General features: G+C 45.3%; 17 protein-coding genes and 1 pseudogene. 16 read left to right on the forward strand and 2 right to left on the reverse strand.

Going from position 1 to position 21,880, the window contains the following annotated elements; genetic code table 11:
* Positions 1-7 precede the first annotated feature (7 nt).
* The 6 genes from ABH09_RS05355 to ABH09_RS05380 all read left to right on the forward strand — a co-directional run bounded on the left by ABH09_RS05355 (position 8) and on the right by ABH09_RS05380 (position 7,976).
* A complete protein-coding gene (locus tag ABH09_RS05355; RefSeq protein ID WP_253715501.1) occupies positions 8-2,065 on the forward strand; it encodes an alpha-amylase family glycosyl hydrolase in 2,058 nt (685 codons plus the stop codon).
* Between the two features lie 155 nt (positions 2,066-2,220).
* A complete protein-coding gene (locus tag ABH09_RS05360) occupies positions 2,221-3,450 on the forward strand; it encodes a sugar ABC transporter substrate-binding protein (RefSeq protein ID WP_253715502.1) in 1,230 nt (409 codons plus the stop codon).
* Positions 3,451-3,575: 125 nt separating this feature from the next.
* On the forward strand, positions 3,576-5,483 hold the full coding sequence (locus ABH09_RS05365; RefSeq protein WP_253715503.1) for a glycoside hydrolase family 13 protein: 1,908 nt from the start codon (positions 3,576-3,578) through the stop codon (positions 5,481-5,483).
* On the forward strand, positions 5,461-5,655 hold the full coding sequence (locus ABH09_RS05370; protein WP_253715504.1) for a hypothetical protein: 195 nt from the start codon (positions 5,461-5,463) through the stop codon (positions 5,653-5,655). Before ABH09_RS05365 ends, ABH09_RS05370 begins: the two co-directional genes overlap by 23 nt.
* A 54-nt stretch (positions 5,656-5,709) precedes the next feature.
* Positions 5,710-7,092, forward strand: a complete 1,383-nt coding sequence (locus ABH09_RS05375) for a carbohydrate ABC transporter permease (RefSeq protein WP_253715505.1) — start codon at positions 5,710-5,712, stop codon at positions 7,090-7,092.
* Positions 7,092-7,976, forward strand: a complete 885-nt coding sequence (locus tag ABH09_RS05380) for a sugar ABC transporter permease (RefSeq protein ID WP_016524050.1) — start codon at positions 7,092-7,094, stop codon at positions 7,974-7,976. The genes ABH09_RS05375 and ABH09_RS05380 overlap by 1 nt, the downstream gene beginning before the upstream one ends.
* Positions 7,977-8,073: 97 nt before the next feature.
* Here ABH09_RS05380 and ABH09_RS05385 read toward each other — a convergent pair whose 3' ends face one another.
* A complete protein-coding gene (locus ABH09_RS05385) occupies positions 8,074-9,408 on the reverse strand; it encodes an ATP-binding protein (protein ID WP_253715506.1) in 1,335 nt (444 codons plus the stop codon).
* Between the two features lie 827 nt (positions 9,409-10,235).
* Between ABH09_RS05385 and ABH09_RS05390 the strand changes: the two genes are divergently transcribed.
* From ABH09_RS05390 to ABH09_RS05430, 9 genes and pseudogenes are all read left to right on the forward strand, one after another.
* A complete protein-coding gene (locus tag ABH09_RS05390) occupies positions 10,236-12,038 on the forward strand; it encodes a leucine-rich repeat protein (RefSeq protein WP_253715507.1) in 1,803 nt (600 codons plus the stop codon).
* A 142-nt stretch (positions 12,039-12,180) separates the two neighbouring features.
* Positions 12,181-12,783, forward strand: coding sequence for a hypothetical protein (locus ABH09_RS05395; protein ID WP_253715508.1), 603 nt, complete (start codon positions 12,181-12,183; stop codon positions 12,781-12,783).
* Between the two features lie 93 nt (positions 12,784-12,876).
* Positions 12,877-13,830: a thioredoxin-disulfide reductase gene (trxB, locus tag ABH09_RS05400; protein ID WP_253674160.1), complete on the forward strand. Its 954-nt coding sequence runs from the start codon at positions 12,877-12,879 to the stop codon at positions 13,828-13,830.
* A 56-nt stretch (positions 13,831-13,886) separates the two neighbouring features.
* Positions 13,887-14,204 (forward strand): thioredoxin TrxA, encoded by a 318-nt coding sequence (locus tag ABH09_RS05405; protein ID WP_016524044.1) that lies wholly within the window; start codon positions 13,887-13,889, stop codon positions 14,202-14,204.
* A 113-nt stretch (positions 14,205-14,317) separates the two neighbouring features.
* Positions 14,318-14,791, forward strand: a complete 474-nt coding sequence (gene grdA, locus ABH09_RS05410; protein WP_162663353.1) for a glycine/sarcosine/betaine reductase complex selenoprotein A — start codon at positions 14,318-14,320, stop codon at positions 14,789-14,791.
* A gap of 136 nt (positions 14,792-14,927) precedes the next feature.
* Positions 14,928-17,351: a chemotaxis protein CheA gene (locus ABH09_RS05415; RefSeq protein ID WP_162663354.1), complete on the forward strand. Its 2,424-nt coding sequence runs from the start codon at positions 14,928-14,930 to the stop codon at positions 17,349-17,351.
* 17 nt (positions 17,352-17,368) lie between these two features.
* A complete protein-coding gene (locus ABH09_RS05420) occupies positions 17,369-18,706 on the forward strand; it encodes a CheR family methyltransferase (RefSeq protein WP_253715742.1) in 1,338 nt (445 codons plus the stop codon).
* Positions 18,707-18,875: 169 nt separating this feature from the next.
* Positions 18,876-19,340 carry a chemotaxis protein CheX gene (locus ABH09_RS05425; protein WP_162663355.1) on the forward strand — a complete coding sequence of 155 codons (465 nt, stop codon included), beginning with the start codon at positions 18,876-18,878 and terminating at the stop codon, positions 19,338-19,340.
* Between the two features lie 12 nt (positions 19,341-19,352).
* Positions 19,353-19,791 (forward strand): annotated as a pseudogene (locus ABH09_RS05430) (response regulator).
* Between the two features lie 97 nt (positions 19,792-19,888).
* Here the strand turns inward: ABH09_RS05430 and ABH09_RS05435 are convergent.
* On the reverse strand, positions 19,889-20,608 hold the full coding sequence (locus ABH09_RS05435; protein WP_230978090.1) for a helix-turn-helix domain-containing protein: 720 nt from the start codon (positions 20,606-20,608) through the stop codon (positions 19,889-19,891).
* A gap of 160 nt (positions 20,609-20,768) precedes the next feature.
* Between ABH09_RS05435 and ABH09_RS05440 the strand changes: the two genes are divergently transcribed.
* The gene (locus ABH09_RS05440) at positions 20,769-21,791 is read left to right on the forward strand and encodes a GerMN domain-containing protein (RefSeq protein WP_253715509.1); all 1,023 of its coding nucleotides are present in this window, start codon (positions 20,769-20,771) and stop codon (positions 21,789-21,791) included.
* Positions 21,792-21,880 lie beyond the last annotated feature (89 nt).

Here is a 21,880-nt window from a genome sequence, read left to right on the forward strand (position 1 = left end):
AAGGTTTATGAGATCACCCGTCAAAGCTCTTGAACAGACAATTCCGCCTCGCGATACCCAGCTCGGCGCCGTGTATGATGCCGCCGCTCAAAGCTGCCGTTTTTCTTTATGGGCGCCGACTTCCCGCGATGTGTCGGTGAACCTCTATCAAAACGCCGGTGATTCAACGCCTGCTTTTACGGTTCCGCTTCGGTATGACGATGCAACCGGCTTGTGGTGCGGCATCTTTGCGGAGCGGGATCCGGAACTGTTCTTTTACGATTACACGCTGACAAACGAAACGGGAATGCATACTGTGCTCGATCCGTACAGCCTCTCGATGGCGGCTTGTACCGGCAGCGGCGGTATCGGACGGGGTGCTATTATCAACCTGCAAAAAGAAACGCTCAAACCGGAGCGGGAATATCCGTATATCACCTTGCAAAAACGGGAGGATGCGATTATTTATGAAGTGTCCGTCCGCGATTTTACTGCAAGTCCCGACTCCGACGTTAAAAATATTCCCGGTACGTATAAAGCTTTTATCGAAAAAATCCCCTACTTACGCGAACTGGGCATTACGCATATTCAGCTGATGCCGGTGCTGAACTTTTACTATACGGACGAGACAAATCAGCGGTATGAAGATGCCGGTACCGTGCACAACAACAACTATAACTGGGGCTACGACCCGCACAACTATTTTACGCCCGAAGGCTGGTATGCAAGCGAGCCTGAAAATCCCGAAAGTCGTGTACGCGAATTGCGGGAGCTGATCAACGAGTGCCATCGGGCGGGACTCGGTGTAGTGCTCGACGTGGTGTATAATCATGTTGCGCGTACCGATCTTTTCGACGCGATTGTTCCGGGCTATTATTTTCGGACAAATTCCGACGGCAGCTATACCAACGGCTCGTGCTGCGGGAACGATATTGCTTCGGAGCGGCTGATGGCACGAAAGCTTATTGTCGATTCGGCTGTACACTGGGTGAAAAACTATAAGGTTGACGGTCTCCGGTTTGATCTGATGGGACTGCTCGATACCGAGACGGTGCTGGAGGCGTACAACCGCTGCAGGGAACTTAATCCATCGGTACTGTTCATCGGGGAAGGCTGGAAGCTGTATAACGGAGCAGAAGGTACCGTCGGTATGGATCAGCGGTACATGACCGAAACCGACAGCGTTGCCGTCTTTAACGACGAATTCCGCGATTTGGTAAAAGCAGGCGGTATGAACGAAGAGGGCAAGGGCTTTTTAACCGGCGGTAACGTCGATCTTCAGCAGCTCTTTTGCAACTGTATCGGTTTGCCTCAGTGCAATTATACCGCCGACAGCCCGGGTGATAACGTGCAGTACCTTGTTTGCCACGACGGGCTTACGCTGCACGACTGCATCGCCCATAATGCCGGGCTTGATGAACGTATTCCTGTACAACGGCAGGAGCTGATTGCCCGTATCAAACTCGGCAACGCGCTGGCGCTTACCTGTCAAGGGATCGCATTCTTACACGCCGGACAGGAGCGGGGTCGTACCAAGCCGAATGTGCACGGAGCGGCGGAAGAATGCATCGGCACTTTTGTGCGGAACAGCTATGACGCTTCGGACAGCGTTAACCGTATTGTATGGACGCTCGATGAGGATTACGCCGAGCTTCTCGCATACACGCGCGGGCTTATCGCGTTGCGGAAACGGTTTGGCGTGTTTAGAATAGGAAATGCCGGACGCATTGCACAAGCCGCCGCGTTTTTACCCGCAGAAGATGCAGCGGTTGCTGCATCGGGGGATTGCAGCGGTAACCGATGTGCCGTAAAGAGTGATTCTGGAGCATTGTCCGAAACGGAGAAGCAGTACGGGCAGGCATTCGGGTACACACTCGACTGGACGGACGGCACGTGGTTTTTGTTATTTAATGCCGCGGGAACGGAACACTGTTTTACACTTGGCGGCGCATTACAAAAGCCTGTGGTTTTTGTCGACGGAGCGGCGGCATCGCCGGACGGCATTGCACAGCTCTCCGGTATACGATTTGAGCAAAACCGGATCATACTAGATCCGTACACTGCGGCTATTGTTCGCAGTGAATAGACCTGTTCGATAACTTCGTTGTCGAACAGGTCGGCGAGTTCTAAATTGTACAAATAGCACGATTTAGAACATCGCATTTCAAGGTAACCTGTTCAGAAACGGAAGTTTCCGAATAGGTTTAGTAGATTTTTTTCATAACAGATTGGAGGTGTTATATGAAAAAAGCAATTATAGGGCTTTCTGCCTGTGTATCATTGGTGCTTCTTCTTGCTCTTACGAGCTGCGGCGGAGGTTCCGAGAAGAAGGACGATAAAGCCGGCGCTATGAAAGGCGAAACGGTTACCATCAAAATATGGGAATCCGAAGGCCCCGAAAAAGATTTTATGCTGTTTGCTGCGGAAGAATACAAGAAAACGCATCCGAACGTATCCTTTGTGTATGAACCGGTTCAGTCGACCGATGCGCGCACAAAGATTGAAATGGACGGCCCTGCAGGTGTAGGCGCGGATATCTTTGTTGCACCGCACGACCATATCGGCGCCCTTGTCGCAGGCGGTCATATTCTCCCCTTTGACGATGCGTCCGTCCTCGACAACTTTATCCCCGCTGCATTGACATCCGCCGCGTATGAGGGAAAAAACTACGGGTATCCGCTTGCAATTGAAACCTACGCATTGTTCTATAATAAAGACTTGCTGCCGGAAGCTCCCAAAACGTGGGAAGCGATGGAAGCATTTGCAAAGACGTGGAACGATAAAGCTCAAAATAAATATGCATTGGTCTGGGGTGTCGGAAACGCATACTTTAACTACATCTTTATGAGCGGCTTCGGCGCACCGCTTTTTGGCCCGAACGGCGATGACCCCAAACAGCACAACGTCAATAGCCCCAATGCTATTACCGGCTTAACCTATTTCCAGAGCCTGCGCAAGAAAATGCTCGATGTTCCGTCAGGCGATATTACCGATGATTTCTGCAATTCCTCGTTTACGGAAGGTAAAGCCGCGATGATTATTACCGGCCCGTGGAAGATCTCCGATTTTTCAAAAACAGGCCTTAACTACGGTATTGCACCCATTCCGGTATTCCCCGGCATGACCAATCCTCCGGCATCATTCTCCGGTCTCCGCTTGGCCTTTGTCAGCGCCTACAGTGATCATCCGGCGGAAGCGCAGGATTTTGCAAAATTCCTTACCTCAAAGCCGATGTTGGAAAAACGGTACGAAATGACCAAACAAATTCCGCCCCGCTCCGATATCACCATCACCGATCCGTTAAGTCAAGGTATTTTAGCACAGGCGCAATACGCAACACCGATGCCCACCATTCCCGAAATGGGCAAATACTGGTCTGCAATGAATGCGACCTTTGCGAATATCTGGGACGGCGGCAATGTTACGGAAAAACTGAATGCTGCTGCGGCTACAATGGAGTCGATACAATAGGATATTTCTAAAAACTCACGTTTTTAGAGGTTCCCAAACGGTATCTTTTAAAACCCGATTCACAGTCTGCAAAGCGGATTGCGAATCGGGTTTTTGGACAGTTCCCTTGGATATAGGTGCTTGGTATGCAGTTTTCGGCAATAGAACATCGCAGTACGGATAATTTTTGCTATCCGCTCAATGAAAATGAACTTATGATCAGCCTTAAAACCGGCAGCGACATACGGCGTGTATTTATTGTATACGGAGATCCGTTCGACGGTTCGGTAACACCGGACGGATGGGCATGGGAAGGCAAACGGCAGGAAATCACCCGCAAAAAAGATCTTCCGTATCATACATGGTGGCAGGTAACGGTTATGCTTCTTTATGGACGGTGTAAATACTGCTTTGAACTGCACGGTCAAGATGAAGGCGATGTCCGCTACTGTCTGGAAAACGGGTTTTACACGGCAGATGAGCTTGTTACGCTGCGCCGGATAACCGGTAATTTTCCCGGTTTTGAGTTCCCGTGGCTGGACGGCGCTGAATGCGTCCGTGTACCGGATTGGGTACCCCACACAGTGTGGTATCAAATTTTTCCCGATCGGTTTTGCAGGGATACCGCCTCGCAGAAACCGAATGCTCTGCCGTGGCCTGCTGCCGAGGATGCTGTTACCAACAATGAACACTATGGCGGTACGCTTCGGGGTATTACCGAAAAGCTCGGCTATCTTGCCGATTTGAATATTACCGGCTTATATCTTAATCCGGTTAATGTTTCGCCGAGTGTGCATAAGTATGATACATCCGATTATCTGAATATCGATCCTGCATTCGGCAGCGCAGATGATCTGCATACGCTGGTGAAAGAAGCCCATGCACGCGGTATAAAAGTGATGCTGGATGGCGTCTTTAACCACTGCGGCTGGGACTTTGCACTGTGGCAGGATGTTGTCCGCAACGGAAAAGCCTCGCCGTATTTCGATTGGTTTATCGTACAAGAATGGCCGTTTGAAACCGTTGCAGAACCGGAATGTGAAAACGCCGCGAGCCGAAGCCGACCGTCCGGTACAAACGGAAAGAGCGGACGATACAGCGTTTTTGCGTATGTCGATACGATGCCGAAGCTGAATACCAATAATCCTGCCGTCGTCGATTACCTACTGAACGTATGCGAAACATGGGTGCGCAGTTATGATATTGACGGGCTCCGGCTCGATGTTGCGAATGAGCTTTCGCACACATTTTGCAGGCAGCTTTATCGGCGGATGCGCAGTCTTAAAAAAGACTTTTACCTGCTTGGAGAAATATGGCGCAGTGCCTTGCCGTGGCTGCGCGGCGGCGAGTTGGATTCGGTAATGAATTATCCGCTCGCGCTGTGCTTCTGGAAATTCTTTTGCGATAAAACGCTGTCCGCCCTGACTTTTGAGCGGGAAATAAATGCCGTCTTTACCGCCTATCCCGAACCTGTTACCGTAGGCCTGTTTAATCTGCTGGATTCCCATGATACGCCGCGCCTGTTTACCCGCAATGACGGCGATGTGTCCGCCGTATGGCAGCAATACGCCCTGCTGTTGAGCCTGCCCGGTTCGCCGTGTATCTATTACGGCAGCGAGGTTCTGCTTGCAGGCGGAAATGATCCCGATTGCCGCCGTTGTATGCCGTGGCAGGCTATCGAAGCAGGTGAATACGCCGAACCGATGAGCATGATGCGGCAGTTGATTGCTTTGCGCCATACGCATCCGGCAATGACCGCTTCCGGTTACTCATATCTGCATGACGTACCGCTTGCCGAAAGCGAACCGAATAGAATTATTCATTTGCAAAAGTATACCGAAACGGTAGAACCTGCAGAAACTACGGAGACCGTTGAAACCGCGGGAGTTTCGAGCACGAGGAGCATAGACCTCATTCTCAATTGCGGTACGGCTCCGGTATCAATCGCACAGATAATAGATGAAAAGGCACGGGTATACCTCTCCCTGCGCTGCAGGGATAAAACGGTACAGCCCGGCGGCTTTATCTTTTTTGAACACCTCATCAACCGATGAACTTCCGTGTACATCGGTTGATGGCGAATTTTGGCAATGCCAAAATATCGCTTCTGTTATAACCACCGCCATCCGTGGCGGTAAAGTTTGCGGTGCAAACTCGATTATTTACGGGTGCGCCGTCCTGAACTTCGGAGCAAAGCTCCTCGTTGCGGGATATGCGCACGGCTAAAAACTTTTTCGGATGTTTAAACATCCTGCAAAAGTTTTTATAGGAGGAGTTTTAATGGCTACAACGACCTTACAAGGCGCTGCCGTTATCGACAAATCAATTATCAAAAAGACGTCAACCGCATCGACGTGCTTTATGGGGCTCGGTCAGATCCTCTATTTAAAGCAATATGTGCGCGGCGCCTTTTTCGCTTTGATGGAATTGGCGGTATTATTTTTGATCTTTTTTGATCAGACGGTTATGCAGTTCAATGGAAAAGGCCCCATCGTGCGGAGTCTGATCGGCCTTATCACACTCGGAGATGAAAAACCGAATGTCCCTATCAAGATGAAGGATCATTCCATCTTTATGATGATCGGCGGTCTTATCACTGTGCTGTTACTCGTCGTGTTTATCGGTGTATATGTTGCGAACGTGATCACTGCCAAAAAAACGGCGGCCTATATCGTGGAAAAGCAGTGCTATCCGTCCGCTGAGGAAGCCCGCAAGAAGTTTGTCGAATCGGCGTTTCCGTATCTCGGACTAAGCCCTGCGATTCTGTTGATCTTGTTTTTCACTGTTTTGCCGCTCATCTTTTCGGCGCTGGTTGCCTTTACGAATTACTCATCGCCCAAGCATATCCCGCCGAATAACCTGGTTGACTGGGTCGGTTTTGAAAACTTTATCACGATGTTCAATTCCAAGCTGGCGAACAGTTGGTTCTCCGCTTTCGGGCGCGTTGCGCTATGGACGGTTATCTGGGCATTCTTTGCAACCACGACCTGTTATTTTACCGGTATGATATTCGCGGTGATCCTTGTCGATAAGCGCATCAAGCTGCCGAAATTCTTCCGAACCGTGTTTATCCTGCCGTATGCCATTCCGGTTATGCTGAGCTTGTTCATTTGGGCGAACCTTTTGAACGGAACATTCGGCCCCATCAACCGGTCGCTGATGCAGTTCGGTCTTTTGAGTGAACCGATTAAGTGGCTTTCCGACCCGTTTATGGCAAAGATTACGATGCTATTGGTTAATATTTGGATCGGCTTTCCGTATAGTATGATATTGATTACCAGCAATATGACAGCCATCCCTGCGGATATTTATGAGGCGGCAACCATTGACGGCGCGAATAAGATGCAGCAATTCTTCCGCATCACCCTTCCGTTGGTACTGTTCCAAACAATGCCCATTCTCATTATGCAGTTTGCTGCCAATATCAACAACTTCGGTGCGGTATTCTTCCTTACTGCCGGTGGTCCGAATCTTGACGACAGTATTCAGACAAAGGCGGGTGCAACCGACCTGTTGATTTCGTGGATTTATAAACTCACGTATGATACGCCGACGTTGTACAACCTTGCCTCGGTACTTTCCATCCTCGTGTTTGTCGTGCTGGTACCGTTCGCAGTCTATAATTTTACGCATACCAAGGCGTTTAAAGAAGGAGAACTGTAATGAAAAAGCATTCTCTGAGTACCATACTGGTGCTGATTATCCTGTATACCGTCCTTATTTCGACGGTGCTCTTTGTCCTCTATCCCGTTGCCTTTACGGTCGGTGCAGCCTTTACCAAGACCAATTCGTTGGCGGCAACAAGTATTTCTCCTATCCCCAAGGAACCGTCGGTGTATCAGTTTAAACGGCTTTTAACACCTGCGGACAAAATCGTCGAAGGTACAACCGATGTGCGCGGCACCAACTACGTTAAATGGTACGGCAATACCCTCAAAATTGCGGTGTTCAATGTTCTTTTGACCTTGGCTGTCTGTGTAACCGCCGCCTATATCTTTTCCCGTTTTAGGTTCCCGCTGCGAAAGCCGCTGCTTGCTTCTATGATTGTGTTGCAGATGTTCCCAAGCTTTATCGGAATGGTTGCAACGTATGTACTGCTATGGAAGATAAACGGCTTAAATACCCATTGGGGGCTCCTTTTGGTATATGCGGCGGGCAGTGTGCCCTTTAACGTATGGCTGATGAAAGGCTATTTTGATACGGTGCCGAAAAGCGTTGAAGAAGCCGCCCATGTCGACGGCGCCGGTTCATTTACCACATACGTGAAAATCGTACTGCCGATGGTAAAGCCGATGATTATGTTCCTTGCGCTTACCAGCTTTACCGCACCGTGGATGGACTTTATCTTCCCGCGTCTTATTTTGCGCAGCGACGATAAAAAGACCTTGGCGCTTGGCCTTTTCGAGCTGATTAACGGCCGCGCAAACGACAACTTTACGATGTTTGCCGCAGGCGCGCTGCTCGTTGCAGTGCCCTTTACGCTGTTGTTTATGGCGGGGCAGAAATTCCTGTTAAAGTCCCTTGCCGCCGGAGCAGTAAAAGAGTAGAAAAGGGCAGGGCAAAGAATTGGCAATGGGTAATTGGTGATGCGTAATTATATTTCCAATTACCCAGTTTAAAACCAGGTAGGGGATATCCGGGGCGCTACTTGTAGAGAGGCGCTAGATAGTCTTTGATGCGAAATAACGTATACAGCGGGAGGCTCCACACACGGGTAGAGCCGATCTCATTACTACCCACATTTTTAAGAGACGTTTTAATCGCTGTCTTAGGTTCGTAGCGGGAACAAAACAGCCGGAGGCTTTTTGCTTTGGTATTATCCGCAGACTTTACTTCAATAGGGACGACGGCGCCTGCATAATCGGTTAAAAAATCAAGTTCCGCATCAGCCTTTGTCCGCCAAAAATAACTTTCTATGCCCAGACACTTTAGCTGAGTGAGGCAGTAGTTTTCGGTCAGTGCACCTTTAAAATGTATATACGCGGAATCTCCTTCAAGGATGGTTTTAAAATGGATGTTCGATTTTTTACGGAGTAATCCGACATCGGCCATATATACTTTAAAATAGGTGTTATCCGCCATTCCCGATAAGGGGAGTTCCGGCGTTGGCGTCATATTCAGTTTATAGGCAATACCTGCGTTTACCAACCATTCAAGCGCATCTTCAAGGTCTTTTGAGCGCGCGCTTTTTTTTACGCGGGAAAAAATAAACTTGTTGTTATCCCGCGCTATTTGCGAAGGAATCGCCTCCCAAATAAGCCGTATTTTTGTTGCTGTTTCTGCGGTCGTATGCTTGCCGAAATCTTCCGCATAGCCTTTTAAAATTTGTTCTTGTATTTCTTCTACTTGACGGTAATCATGCGTGTCAATCCATGTTTGCACGACTTCCGGCATTCCGCCGATGATGTAGTAATTCTTCAGATATTTTTCCATCGGAACCGTATAAAGTGCAGGCAGCTCACAGTCAAGCTCATATTTTCCGATACCGTCTATATATTTCGACCCGCCGTCTGCAATGACAAATTCTTCAAAACTCATCGGATACATTTCAAGCCGGTCGACCTTACCTACCGGAAACGATATCCCTTCTTTACGCAGCGCGACTCCCAGCAGCGAACCTGCTGCAATAATGTGCAACTCCGGCTTTTCCTCGTAAAAGTATTTAAGCGCCTGTATCGCTCGTGGACAATCTTGAATCTCATCAAAGATGATCAGCGTTTTTTCGGGGAGAATTTTATGTCCATATACGGCGGTTTCAAGTTCATCGATGATTCTTTCAACATTAAAATCGAACTCAAAGATTGACTGCAGCCCCATATTTCCGTCAAAATTAAAGTATGCCGTTTCTTCAAATGCTCTTTTACCGAATTCACGGATAAGGTACGTTTTGCCGCATTGCCGGACACCTGTCATCAGCAGGGGTTTGCGATTCTTCTTATTCTTCCAGTTGATTAGTTGATGTAATATCGTACGTTCCAAAATACCGCGCCTCTCCGTCAAAGATAGCGTTTTTCGACCGAATATTCAATAATTTACTGCATTTTTCGACCGAATAAATGTATTTTTATTGCATTATTAAACCGAATAAGTGCGATATATACGAAGCCGTTGCAGATGGTCTAGCTGAAGGTAAATCCCTTGCATTATCTCATTTTTAGCCCTATAATCATAACCATGCCGAGCCGACACACCGCATATCCGCAGTCAAAACCGCCTCCCATAAGCCTTTTGCAAATATGCAGCATATCTGCGTTGTCACTTCACAAAAAACAGTCCTCGACGTACAACAAGTACGCCTGCGGGTGTTTTTTGTACGCTCCTAGCATCTATACCGCCTATTTGCAAAAGGGGCAAAAGGGGCTTGACAGACCTGTGATTTCCGGCAAAATTTCACAGCTCACAGCTCACAGCTCACAGCTCACAGCTCACAGCTCACAGCTCACAGCTCACAGCTCACAGCTCACAGCTCACAGCTCACAGCTCACAGCTCACAGCTCACAGCTCATTTAGATAGCTTTTTATCTACTTTTCATAGACACTACTATCTTTTCCCACTTTACACGCAAAAACAAACCGCAAAGTACGTTATCTATTCCAAAGATTCCGCAATACATCTTGGCCCTACTCAATTATTAATTATGAATTATGAATTCATAATTAGTTTCAATTTCCACTCCGCCTTGTACTGCAATTCACGGCAGGCGGTCTGGTTCGATACCGGATAAAATCAATTCAGAATTATGAATGCATCATTCTGATTTTCTTTCTTCCTAATTATGAATTTTAGAAACTTAAAGGAGAAACGTATGAAAACCATACATAAAAAGAATACTACATTTTTGAATTTGGCAGCGGCAGCGCTGATGGTTGCTGCTTTGGTACTGGGCTGTAAGCCGAATGTAAGCAACGGAGGCGAAGTACAACCGCCGGTTACAGACGGCTGCACGATAACGATGAGTGCAGGTGCAAACGGCTCTATAACGGCAAATCCCGTTATTCCTGCCGGAGGCAAGGTAGCAAAAGACGCCGAAATTACCTTTACCGCGACTGCAAATCCCGGATATCGAGTTGATACGTGGACAATTACCGGCGGTACAATACAGGCCGGCGGACAGCAGGGAAATACAACCGCAAAGGTAAAGGTTACAGCAAACACAACGGTCAATGTAACGTTTAAGAGTACAGCAGTACAACCGCCGACACCGCCGGTTACAGACGGCTGCACGGTAACGATGAGTGCAGGTGCAAACGGCTCTATAACGGCAAATCCCGTTATTCCTGCCGGAGGCAAGGTAGCAAAAGACGCCGAAATTACCTTTACCGCGACTGCAAATCCCGGATATCGAGTTGATACATGGGCAATTACCGGCGGTGCAATACAGGCCGGCGGACAGCAGGGAGATGCAACCGCAAAGGTGAAGGTTACAGCAAACACAACGGTCAATGTAACGTTTAAGGCGATAAAATACCCTGTAACCATGACGCACGGAGAACACGGGGATATCACTGCGAATATGTCAATTCCTGCCAAAGGGATTGATTACGGCACCGAAATTACCTTTACCGCGACTGCAAATCCCGGATATCGAGTTGATACATGGACAATTACCGGCGGTACAATACAGGCCGGCGGACAGCAGGGAAATACAACCGCAAAGGTGAAGGTTATAGCAGACACAACGGTCAATGTAACGTTTAAGCCTATAGTATATACGCCGGTCGCATACGCTGACTTGCCTAACCATCTTACCACCGCACAGCCTGAATCAGGCGGCATCTATTACATCGAGATAACCGATCTTATGGCAATACACGTAAAAGGAGACTACAATAGTGCAAGCCCGCTCGGTCAAATACTGAGAAGCAACAAACGGAAAAAGGTAGCGCTCAAATTCGGCACAATGCCATACGTTACGGATATGAGAAGCTGCTTTAACGGTTGTACAAGTCTTGTTCAAGTATCCGATATTCCAAATAGTGTTACGGATATGTACAGCTGCTTTAGCGGTTGTACAAAGCTTGAGCGAGTGCCGAATATCCCTGATAGTGTTACGAATATGAGCTTCTGCTTTGACGGCTGTACAAAGCTTGAGTACGTACCGAATATCCCTGATGGTGTTACGGATATGGACTACTGCTTTAGCGGTTGTACAAAGCTTGAGCAAGTACCGAACATCCCTGATGGTGTTACGGATATGGAATGGTGCTTTAACGGCTGTACAAGCCTGACGTCCGTACCGAACATCCCTGATAGTGTTACGAATATGCACAGCTGCTTTAAAGGTTGTACAAAGCTTGAGCAAGTACCGAACATCCCTAATAGTGTTACGAATATGAGATACTGCTTTGGAGGCTGTACAAAGCTTGTACAAGTGACGAACATCCCTGATGGTGTTACAGATATGTTCTGCTGCTTTGAAGATTGTACAAGCCTGACATCCGTTACGCTCAAATGCGGGTACCTCGATGGTAAATTTGATTATGCGTTTGACGGCTGCCGCAGCTTAAGCGCAGGCAGTATTAAAGTTCCGGCGGATTCGTTGGATGACTATAAAGATAATGCAGGTAAGATGAAAGCAAAGGCGGAATGGTTTGCAAAGGATGAATAATCCGCTGTACATATAACTAAAAACATCGCAGGGAAACCGTAACAAATAGGGATACGCGGTTGCCCTGCGATCGTCTATAACCGCAACAACGGTACTGCTAATATGCCGTTGTAAGCGAGAACAATATTAAAGAGGTGTTTTTATGAGTAACAAAATGATTTGTTTGGAAGAAGAGGCAAATGTTGCAGTAAAGCATGTGTTCCGCGCAGAGCTTTTAAATGCAATCGCAAAGAACGACAAAGGGGCGTTTAAGAAGTGCGTAGAACAGATTGGAAAAGATTGGCACGTCAGCCGCACCGTCCAAACAAAAGATAAATACAAGTTCCGTGAAGATCTTTGGGAGAGCAGGAATGCAATACTAGCGCATGAATATACATGGAACACATACAATGATAAAAAACATTATAAAGCTTACAGTTATAGAAGCAAAATTTGCTTTTTACTCAATCCTGTGTACTATAAACTGATTTATGACGGACTGAATAAAAAGGCGCTGACCGAATTTTATGAATCAATAAATGACACGCGAAAAGTGGATAAAGAAACGTGGCAAGAAACGGTAGAGCATTACTATAGCACATTATCGTTTTCCCCCAAAGATGAAACGGACATAGACGGTATCTTTAGAAAAGATTTTAAGCTTTGGGCAAAAGATACCGTAAAGACATGGATTGTCAAAGAAAACGGGCATATCACGTATAAAAGAGGCCTCACACCTGAAAGCGCGCAAGAGCTATCGGTGTAAAACAATTACCTACTGCGTTTCCTGCGATTATCCTGATTGCACCTAGCCAAAAGATATTTTTTGTGATAAATTGCTGCAATCATGGGGGAACCAATGAGCGAAAAATATGATTTGATAATTGTCGGCGGCGGTCCTGCAGGGATGGCAGCCGGAATTTATGCTGCGCGTTCAAAATTAAAGACCGTTGTTTTGGAACAAAAACGGAATACGGGCGGCCAGTGTTATATTACCGAGGAAATTGAAAACTATCCCGGCTTTCCGGAGGCAACAGGGCCGTCTCTCAGTGAAGCTTTCCATAAGCATGCCGAGAAGTTCGGTGTTGTATTTGTAAATACGGGTGCTGAAAAGCTTGAAAAGAGCAATGACTCTCTCCATTATATCGTGCATGGAACCAATGGTACCGACTATGAAGGGCTTGCCGTTTTGATTGCAACCGGCGCCGGTGCTCGCACCCTTGGGTGTAAAGGTGAAAAGGAATTCAGTGGAAAGGGTGTTTCCTACTGCGCTACGTGCGACGGTGCATTCTTTGAAGAATGTGAAATTGCCGTTGTCGGCGGCGGAGATGCGGCTGTTGAAGAAGCAATGTATTTGACAAAGTTTGCCGATAAGGTAACCATTATCCATCGCCGTGATGAATTGCGGGCAGCTAAGTCTATTCAGGAAAAAGCATTTGCCAATCCTAAGATGGCTTTTAAGTGGAATGCTGTTGTAGATGAAGTATGCGGCGACGGACTTGTGTCTCACTTAAAACTTCGGGATACGAAAACCGGAGAAATTTCCGATTTTAAAACCGAAGGTTTATTCATATTTATCGGGCATGATCCCGAGACTGAACTGGTAAAGGATATGGTGAAACTTGATGAGGCGGGATATATTATTACCAACGGGCGAATGGAAACCAATGTGCCGGGTATTTATGCCGCCGGCGATGTTATCCGAAAGGAATCCCGTCAAGTAGTTACTGCAGCGGCTGACGGAGCATTGGCAGGCATTTGGGCAGGCAACTATATCGACGATATAAAAGCGCGTCAAAAGCTTTCAAAATAATGTAAGAACCCCGCTTGTCAACGTTAAACTGAGCGGCGGCGTATAGGAGGACTAAAATGGTTGAATTGACGAAAGATTCATTTGAGCAAGAAGTGCACGGATCAAAAGGTGTTACATTGGTTGATTTTTGGTCTCAGTCGTGTGTGCCGTGTAAGCAGTTGATGCCTGACGTTCATGCAATGGCAGAGCGCTATACCGGGAAGGTGAAATTCTGCTCATTCGATATCGGCCTCGGACGCAGAGTTGCAATGAAAGAGCAGGTGCTCGGTCTGCCTTCAATTCTTATCTATGTTGACGGCGAAAAGAAAGAACATCTGACCGGCGAAGGTCTAAACGCCAAACAGATTGAAGATACGCTTCAAAAGTATCTGTAAGAATTTAGACTTATTAATAATGAAATATCGGGGAAATATCTCCTGATATAGGGTGTTTCTAAAAATCAAAGCGGATTTTTAGAAATTTCTATAATTTCCTTGGAGGATATGCTATGGAATTAAAAGGCAAAAAGGTCATCATTATTGGTGATCGCGATGGCATTCCCGGGGAAGCCATAAAGCTTTGTGCTGAGTCGGCGGGCGCTGAAGTTGTTTATGCGGCAACCGAATGCTTCGTCTGAACAAGCGCAGGCGCAATGGACTTGGAAAACCAAAAGCGGGTTAAAGATTTAGCTGAAAAGTACGGTTGCGAGAACACGGTAGTGCTTCTCGGCGGTGCCGAAGCAGAATCGTCAGGCCTTGCCTGTGAAACCGTTACAAACGGTGATCCTACTTTTGCAGGTCCGTTGGCAGGAGTCTCGTTGGGACTTTTGTGTTATCATGTGGTTGAACCGGAAATTAAAAATCAAATAGATCCTAAGATCTATGAAGAACAAATCAGTATGATGGAAATGGTTCTTGATGTTCCCGCAATTATTGCAGAAGTCAAAGAATATCGCGAGAAATACTGTAAGTTTCTAAAGTAAAAAATAGTACAATAAAAGCATATCGATTACGATCCGGTAATCGATATGCTTTTGTAAACTTTCCTCAGTCTTAAATTAGAATAAAATTCGTATATGAGACCTTGACTAATCTTGAAAAGCAATTAGAATTATTGTTATGAGTGATTATCTGGATATCAATAATGAAGAGTTGTTGAAAGACTTTTTTAGTGAAGCAGAACAGCAAGTAGAGCAGTTGGAAAGTAACATCCTTGTTATTGAGCAGGATCCTACCAATAAAGAAGCTATTGATGAGATTTTCCGTGCGGCTCATACTTTGAAAGGCGGTTCTGCAACTGTTGAGATGAGTGAATTATCCGGTTTCACTCATGCCGTAGAAGACTTACTTGATGCTATTCGGTCAAATAAGGTTACTGTCACAGAGGATACTATTGACCTTTTACTGCATGCTTTGGATATAATCAAAGATATGCTTGCGGCAAGATCTAATGGTGAAGTATACAACCAGGATGTATCAGCCACGGTAGCAAAATTGCGGTCAAATATACCTGAGGGCAAAGAAAATAAAAAAAATGCTGCAAAAGCTTCGCAGTCGAAGGCAGCTTCCAAACCGGTTGTGCAACCTCAAGCAAAGACTACCCCAACAAATAATGGAAATACGGCAGATCCTGCCTCGTTGCTTTCTGAGTATGAAATACTGGAGTTACGCGAGGCTGTTCCAGCCGATAACAAGGTATATGCCATTCGCGTGCAATTTGATGAATCAAGTTTAATGAATACTGTCGGTGGTATTCAGGTGTTTGCTGCATTGAAGCAATCTGCATTGGTGCTTAAAACTATTCCTGATTTTGATGCCCTTTATGAAGATGAATTTCATCCCGAGGTTCTTTATTATGTTGCATCAGATGCAAGTGAAAGTGATTTGTTGTCGATCGCAAATATCCCCGATGTAACGCTTAACGCAGAAATCGATGAGTTAACCTTCAGTGCTGAGGGTAGCGCTTCTAAAACGAAAAGTGTAAACGCTGATGTTGCCTCCGATCCGTCGGCTGCGGAAACTCGGTCTGTTGCCGCTGATGCGAAACCGAAGGATGAAACGCCTGAGCCTGCAGCTGCTACTGTTGCAACGGGAGAAGCGGAGCATCCGAAAAAATCTCCGGCTACAGCTGCAAATGCTGCACATTCATCGGGATCGGTATTGCGCGTTGATGCGAAACGAATCGACTATTTACTTAATTTGGTCAGCGAGACGGTTATTACGAAAGCCTCACTTAATCAAAGTGCGATGGAGTTTAATGAACTTTATGCGCTCTTCCAAAATGCAAACGGTGAATATAAAGACCGGATTCGTAAGCTCTTGGACAAGTTTCCGTCTTACCTCGAAAAAATACAGCAGGGGGTAGATTTAAATACAATTAAAAAAGAACTGGCTGCAGATTATGCCGGTATGTTTGAGCTTTTTAGCCAGTTCGAAACCTCTATGAAGTATTCAGTTACGAAATTTCGTTCTTCCGCACAGAATTTAGGCCGTATTTCCGGTGAACTGCAGGAAGGCGTTATGAAAATCCGTATGGTTCCTATTAGTCAGATTTTCAGCCGTTTCCCTCGTGTAGTTCGGGATCTTTCAAAAACATTAAATAAGAGTATTCAATTGGTAATTGAAGGTGAAGACACTGAATTGGATAAGTCGGTTGTCGAAGACCTTCTCGATCCGATTATGCACTGCGTGCGTAATTCTATGGATCATGGTATTGAAACTCCTGAAGAACGGAAAGCATTGGGTAAATCCGAGCAGGGGACGCTTTTACTTAGAGCGAGCAATGAAGGTAACATGATCGTTATTGAAGTTGTCGATGACGGTAAGGGTATCGATGTTGACGCTGTAAAAGCAAAGGCTGTTGAACGAGGTCTTTTGCATCCCGGTAAGAACCTCACCGATGTTGAAGCATATCAGTTGATCTTTGCACCGGGCTTTTCGACCTCAAAGACAATTTCAAGCGTTTCAGGGCGTGGCGTCGGACTGGATGTTGTTAAAACGCATATCGAAAAACTCAACGGAACTGTTACCGTCGTTTCGGAAAGAAATAGAGGAACTCGCTTTACAATAAAGCTCCCGCTGACACTCGCTATTATCCAAGGTTTGTTGATACGGGTCGGCGAAGAAGTTTATTCCATCCCGATTACTTCCGTTATTGAGAGCCATCGAGTGCGCAGTGAAGAAATTAACCGTATCGACAGCTATGAAGTATTTAATGTTCGCAATGAGGTTATTAGTTTGTTGCGGTTGAATAGGTTGTTCGGCGTTCCTTCTGCAGAAAAAGGCGATGACGGTCACCACTATATCGTTATTGTCGGAACCGCCGAAAAGAAAGTCGGATTGATGGTCGATAGTCTCATTGGTGAAGAAGATGTCGTTATTAAGCCTTTGAAAGATCAGTTTACCAATTCTCCGGGAATTGCCGGTGCATCAATCTTGGGGGATGGGTCAGTTTCGTTGATTATCGATGTCGGGCAATTGCTTGATTTGGGCTTAAAACAAGAAATGCATGCTCGTGAACGTCGCGAGGCTTCTATCTGGTAAAAGGGGATTAAATGACTATGGAAAAAACCGAGTTGAATACAAGTATAAATGAGGAACTGCAAGACGAGTATGTAAGTGAACCTCTTTCAATTATCGATTTTAAGATGATAACTTTTTCCCTTGCAGAGAAAGATTATGCGATCGATATTATGAAAGTAAAAGAGATTGCAAAGGCAAATAATTTCACATATGTACCGAATACTGCGCCTTTTGTACTTGGAGTATATAACCTTCGCGGTGATATTATTCCAATTATTGACTTACGTATTTTTTTCAATATTCCGATTAAGCAGCGCGCAAAAGATACTATTGAGAGTATGGTTATCATTAACGTTGATGATCAAACTTTTGGTATCGTCGTTGATCGAATCGATAAAGTAGTCGGCGTTTCAAAAAATACTATTCAACCGCCGCATCCTATTTTTGGTGATATAAATATTAAATATATTTATGGTGTTGTAGAAAATTCCGGACAATTGTATATTTTATTGGATGTCGATCGTATTTTCGCTTCCCGTACCGTAACGGAAACAAAAGCAGCAGTTGTCGAAAGTGAGGCTCTGCCAGCCGATGATTCTTCAAAGATCGGTGTAGCAGATGTTGCTCAGTCAAATGATGCGCTTGATATCCGCTTTATTGGTGATACGCTTGCTGCTCTCGGTCAATTTTATCCTTCTCCCGTCAATAGTGCATGGCTGGAAAAGCGATATTACGAATGGCGGGATATGCGCGTTGCCTCGAGCATCCAAATACAATCTGAAGATCAAGCTCGGGAGTTTTTGAGTAACTTCCTTTCGCCTAATACGCGGCGCTTTTGGTCTGATGCGTATATGAATTCGGTATTGGCTGCCTTGCCCGATAATGATGCTAAAATTATTACCGTTTGGAACGTCGGTTGCGATTCGGGATACGAGACATACAGTCTTGCCGTCCTGTTAAAGCAGAAATATCCGCGTGCTACCATTAGAATTTATGCAAATGATGCCGATCTTTTGGCTATTTCCAATGCGCCGATGTTGACTGTTCCTGAAGAGCAGGTGATTAATAGATTTAAGCCGTATTTGGTTAAAGGAGTGAATGATTCATATAGCTTCAACCAAGAAATAAAAGATATGATTTTGTTTGAATACCATGATTGTTTGCATCAAAATACGGTGCCGGATGTCGACCTTATCCTCGCTCGAGACGTGTTATCGTTTATTAAAGCGGAAAAACAAAGCATCTTATTGGAAGAATTCAGGGATAAGCTGAAAACAACCGGCGTTGTTATTTTAGGTGCAAATGAAATGATGCCAAAACAGAGCGGATGGATGCGGCAAGTGATGGGGGATATAACTACTTTCTCGCGAGAGTAGGTTGTAGCGGATAATCGAAAATCAATATAGATTTTCGATTATTGATAAACAGAGGGCTGGCAATCGTTGAATAAACGGTCGCCATGCGCAGTTTGTATCAAACTGAAAACGGACCTCGTACCGTAACGGATGTTATTGTTCGTTTAATTTTTTTCGAAAGGAGATTTTGATGCGTGTAGAGTATATCAATCCGTTTAGTGAAGCTGCCTATAACATCTTAGTGCAAGTACTTGGCGGTGAAATTAAACGCGGTGACTTGTATTTGAAATCTACTTGTATGCCTGTGATGGGCGTTGCGGCAATTGTAGGTTTGGCCGGTGATGTTGAAGGGCGGGTTATTTTTGATATGACCCCGGAAACAGCATTAAAGATCGCATCGGCGATGAATCAAGAAGAGTTCACCGAATTTGATGAACTGGGGCGTGCGACGATCACGGAACTTGCGAATCTCATTACCGCACAAGCAGTGACAAAACTGCATGATCTCGGGTTTAAATTCGATTTAACCCCGCCTGCTCTTTTCACCGGTGATAATATGTCAATATCGAGCAGTGATATTGAAGCACTGATTGTACCGATGGAAACGGCGCAAGGTAAAGTTGAAATAAACGTTGCTATTCGCGACAGAGCTTAAGAGGAGTAGGCTATGATTTCTAAACAAGATTTTCCGTCTATTAACGAACGTGCCCCGGGCGGTGTAAGAGCTGATGGTTCAGCTTATAAAGTTCTGGTGGTGGATGATTCTATTTTCGTTTCCAAACAGATCGGCCAGATTTTAACCAGTGAAGGTTACGAAGTTATTGCAACTGCTGTCGATGGTTTTGAAGGTGTCGAAAAATATAAAGAGTTGTGTCCGAATGTTGACCTTGTCACAATGGATATTACGATGCCCAAAATGGACGGTATTACAGCTCTTGAACAGATAATGGCTTTTGATAAGAATGCAAAGGTTGTTATGATTAGCGCACTCGGAAAAGAAGAGTTGGTAAAGAAATCTCTGCTGCTTGGAGCAAAAAAACTACATTGTTAAACCGCTCGATCGCAAAAAGGTTCTTGAGCGCATCGCTGCCGTTTTATCGAAATAATGAAAGTTTTTGATCTTACCGTGGATTGAACTCTTTCTACGGTAAGATATTGTTTTTGCAGTTTTCTGTGGTATAAAGTGGTTGCTTACAATGGTTATCATTTATGGATACAAAGCAGTTGATAAGTGTGATCTTTATAGGAAATAATGTATTCATCTCCGAGTAGGCGATTGAGCTTATTTCTAAGTCGATAGATATGCGTTTGTGCATAGTTCTGACTATTCTTAACTGTTTTTGCATTTAATAATTCAATAATCTCTTCTACGTTTATTCCATCTTTCTTTTCTAATAACCTTGTAATTAGTTGCCTTTGTTTTTTCGTAAAATGTTCCATGACTTGATTGACGCTGCTCGCATTGGCAGAATAAGCATTGATAGCTTGATGTTCTGTTTGCGATGCAGATTTCTCTTTTTGCTTTTTATACTTTCGAAGCCTCTTTTTTACTTTTTTAATCAATTCCTTATCTTTTTCGGTTGTAAATGGAAAATAATAATATGATGATAGGTAATGGACGGAAAAATCGAACGTTGTTTCCGTTTCGGTATAATCGATAACGGTAAAAGTTAAGCCTAATTGTTCAAGTAGGGCTTCGATATCAATATTATAATGCTGTATTCTGCTGTGTTCGATAAGTAAAATTTTAAGCGATGGCTTTTCAAATTTTGAAAGAAAATCCTTTAAGCAATAGGCTGCCGTAACTTGTATATTGGCATCTTCGAGATACCGGTGGAGACTTTTATTTCTTTGTATATCTTGATCATATAAAAGCACTCTCATATTTTTATTTTCGGCTAAGTATTGATATGGCTCAATCATTTATCGGAGAATTGTCGAAGCTTTTTTGCTGTGCAAAAATATGTCTAAAATTTCGCGTATTTTTCTAGTAGACGGGTAAACGCATCAGGCGAAGCAAATAAATATCACAGAATAAGAGAGGTCTTGCATACTGCCTGTAAAGTATCGTATGATATATCTCATGGCAAAACGTAAAAGAAGAAAAATATCGCTCGGTTGTCTTTTTTGGATTGTATTTATTTTATTGATTGCCGTGCTTTTTTTCTTGAATAAAGACACGATTTCTTTTGTTTTAGAAAAAACAAATGCGAAAAGTATATTCTTAAAAGATAAAACCGAAAAAACGCAAGACGCTTCACAGGCGATCCCTGGGCTTCAATCTAAAGAAGAGGGTGGCGATAACGCTCCTGTAAAAGGAGACGGTAGTAAGGAACCCGAGCAAGAAGCAAAAAACGAAGCTCCCTCACAACAGCAAAGCGACGATAAACAGTCGGAGTCGGCTGCACCGCAAAGGAATGAAAGCTCACATGTCCGTAACAATGAGCAAATAAAAAAGCCTCAGCCTGAAAATAATAGCAGGGGCAATTCGCAACAAAACAGCGGACAAACAGCTGCGCCGGGTTCGGTAACACAAAAACCGGCTGATGAACATTCTTCGTCGCAGCGCAGCACTGCTACGACAGCACAACAATCAACACCCGCTTCTTCGCCGGCTCAAAAACCTACTGTAACCCCATCAAGCCCATCGGCAAAGCCGGAAACTGCTCAAAACCGGTCGGCGGCAGTAAGAAAGGCTGTCATATACTGGGTTCGGGTAGATGCGGACGGAAAGCTTGTTCCGAAAAGTGCGACTCGATTACTTCCTAAATCCGATGCACCGATGAGCGATGCGCTCGAAGCTCTTTTTGCCGCTCCTACTGTAGCTGAGTTAAAACAAGGAGTACGGACGCTTATTCCGCCCGATACCAAGCTCCGTTCCGCATGGGTAAAGGACGGCATCGCCTTTATCAATGTGAGCGAAGAATTCCAGTTTAATCAGTATGGTATCGACGGGGCGTTGGCGCAGCTTTTGCAGGTGGTATTCACCGCTACTGAATTTTCAACCGTAAAATCGGTACAGTTTCTGATTGAAGGACAAAAAAAAGAGTATCTTGGCGCAGAGGGCGTTTGGATCGGCTCGCCGCTTTCGCGTACCTCTTTCTAACTTGAATCCCCCGTGTGTCTTTTAAAAAACGGAGTTTTGGAGATGCCTTGCGGTTTACCGAAGGGGACTTTATGCCGATATTGGAGAGT

Origin of the sequence: Treponema sp. OMZ 803 (assembly GCF_024181165.1) — a bacterium.
Classification (GTDB): domain Bacteria; phylum Spirochaetota; class Spirochaetia; order Treponematales; family Treponemataceae; genus Treponema.

Excerpts from the sequence above, each read along its gene's own strand:
- ABH09_RS05355 (WP_253715501.1), top strand. The coding sequence starts at position 8 with ATGAGATCACCCGTCAAAGCTCTTGAACAGACAATTCCGCCTCGCGAT.
- ABH09_RS05360 (WP_253715502.1), top strand. The coding sequence starts at position 2,221 with ATGAAAAAAGCAATTATAGGGCTTTCTGCCTGTGTATCATTGGTGCTT.
- ABH09_RS05365 (WP_253715503.1), top strand. The coding sequence starts at position 3,576 with ATGCAGTTTTCGGCAATAGAACATCGCAGTACGGATAATTTTTGCTAT.
- ABH09_RS05375 (WP_253715505.1), top strand. The coding sequence starts at position 5,710 with ATGGCTACAACGACCTTACAAGGCGCTGCCGTTATCGACAAATCAATT.
- ABH09_RS05380 (WP_016524050.1), top strand. The coding sequence starts at position 7,092 with ATGAAAAAGCATTCTCTGAGTACCATACTGGTGCTGATTATCCTGTAT.
- ABH09_RS05390 (WP_253715507.1), top strand. The coding sequence starts at position 10,236 with ATGAAAACCATACATAAAAAGAATACTACATTTTTGAATTTGGCAGCG.
- ABH09_RS05395 (WP_253715508.1), top strand. The coding sequence starts at position 12,181 with ATGAGTAACAAAATGATTTGTTTGGAAGAAGAGGCAAATGTTGCAGTA.
- trxB (WP_253674160.1), top strand. The coding sequence starts at position 12,877 with ATGAGCGAAAAATATGATTTGATAATTGTCGGCGGCGGTCCTGCAGGG.
- ABH09_RS05405 (WP_016524044.1), top strand. The coding sequence starts at position 13,887 with ATGGTTGAATTGACGAAAGATTCATTTGAGCAAGAAGTGCACGGATCA.
- ABH09_RS05415 (WP_162663354.1), top strand. The coding sequence starts at position 14,928 with ATGAGTGATTATCTGGATATCAATAATGAAGAGTTGTTGAAAGACTTT.
- ABH09_RS05420 (WP_253715742.1), top strand. The coding sequence starts at position 17,369 with ATGGAAAAAACCGAGTTGAATACAAGTATAAATGAGGAACTGCAAGAC.
- ABH09_RS05425 (WP_162663355.1), top strand. The coding sequence starts at position 18,876 with ATGCGTGTAGAGTATATCAATCCGTTTAGTGAAGCTGCCTATAACATC.
- ABH09_RS05435 (WP_230978090.1), bottom strand. The coding sequence starts at position 20,608 with ATGATTGAGCCATATCAATACTTAGCCGAAAATAAAAATATGAGAGTG.
- ABH09_RS05440 (WP_253715509.1), top strand. The coding sequence starts at position 20,769 with ATGGCAAAACGTAAAAGAAGAAAAATATCGCTCGGTTGTCTTTTTTGG.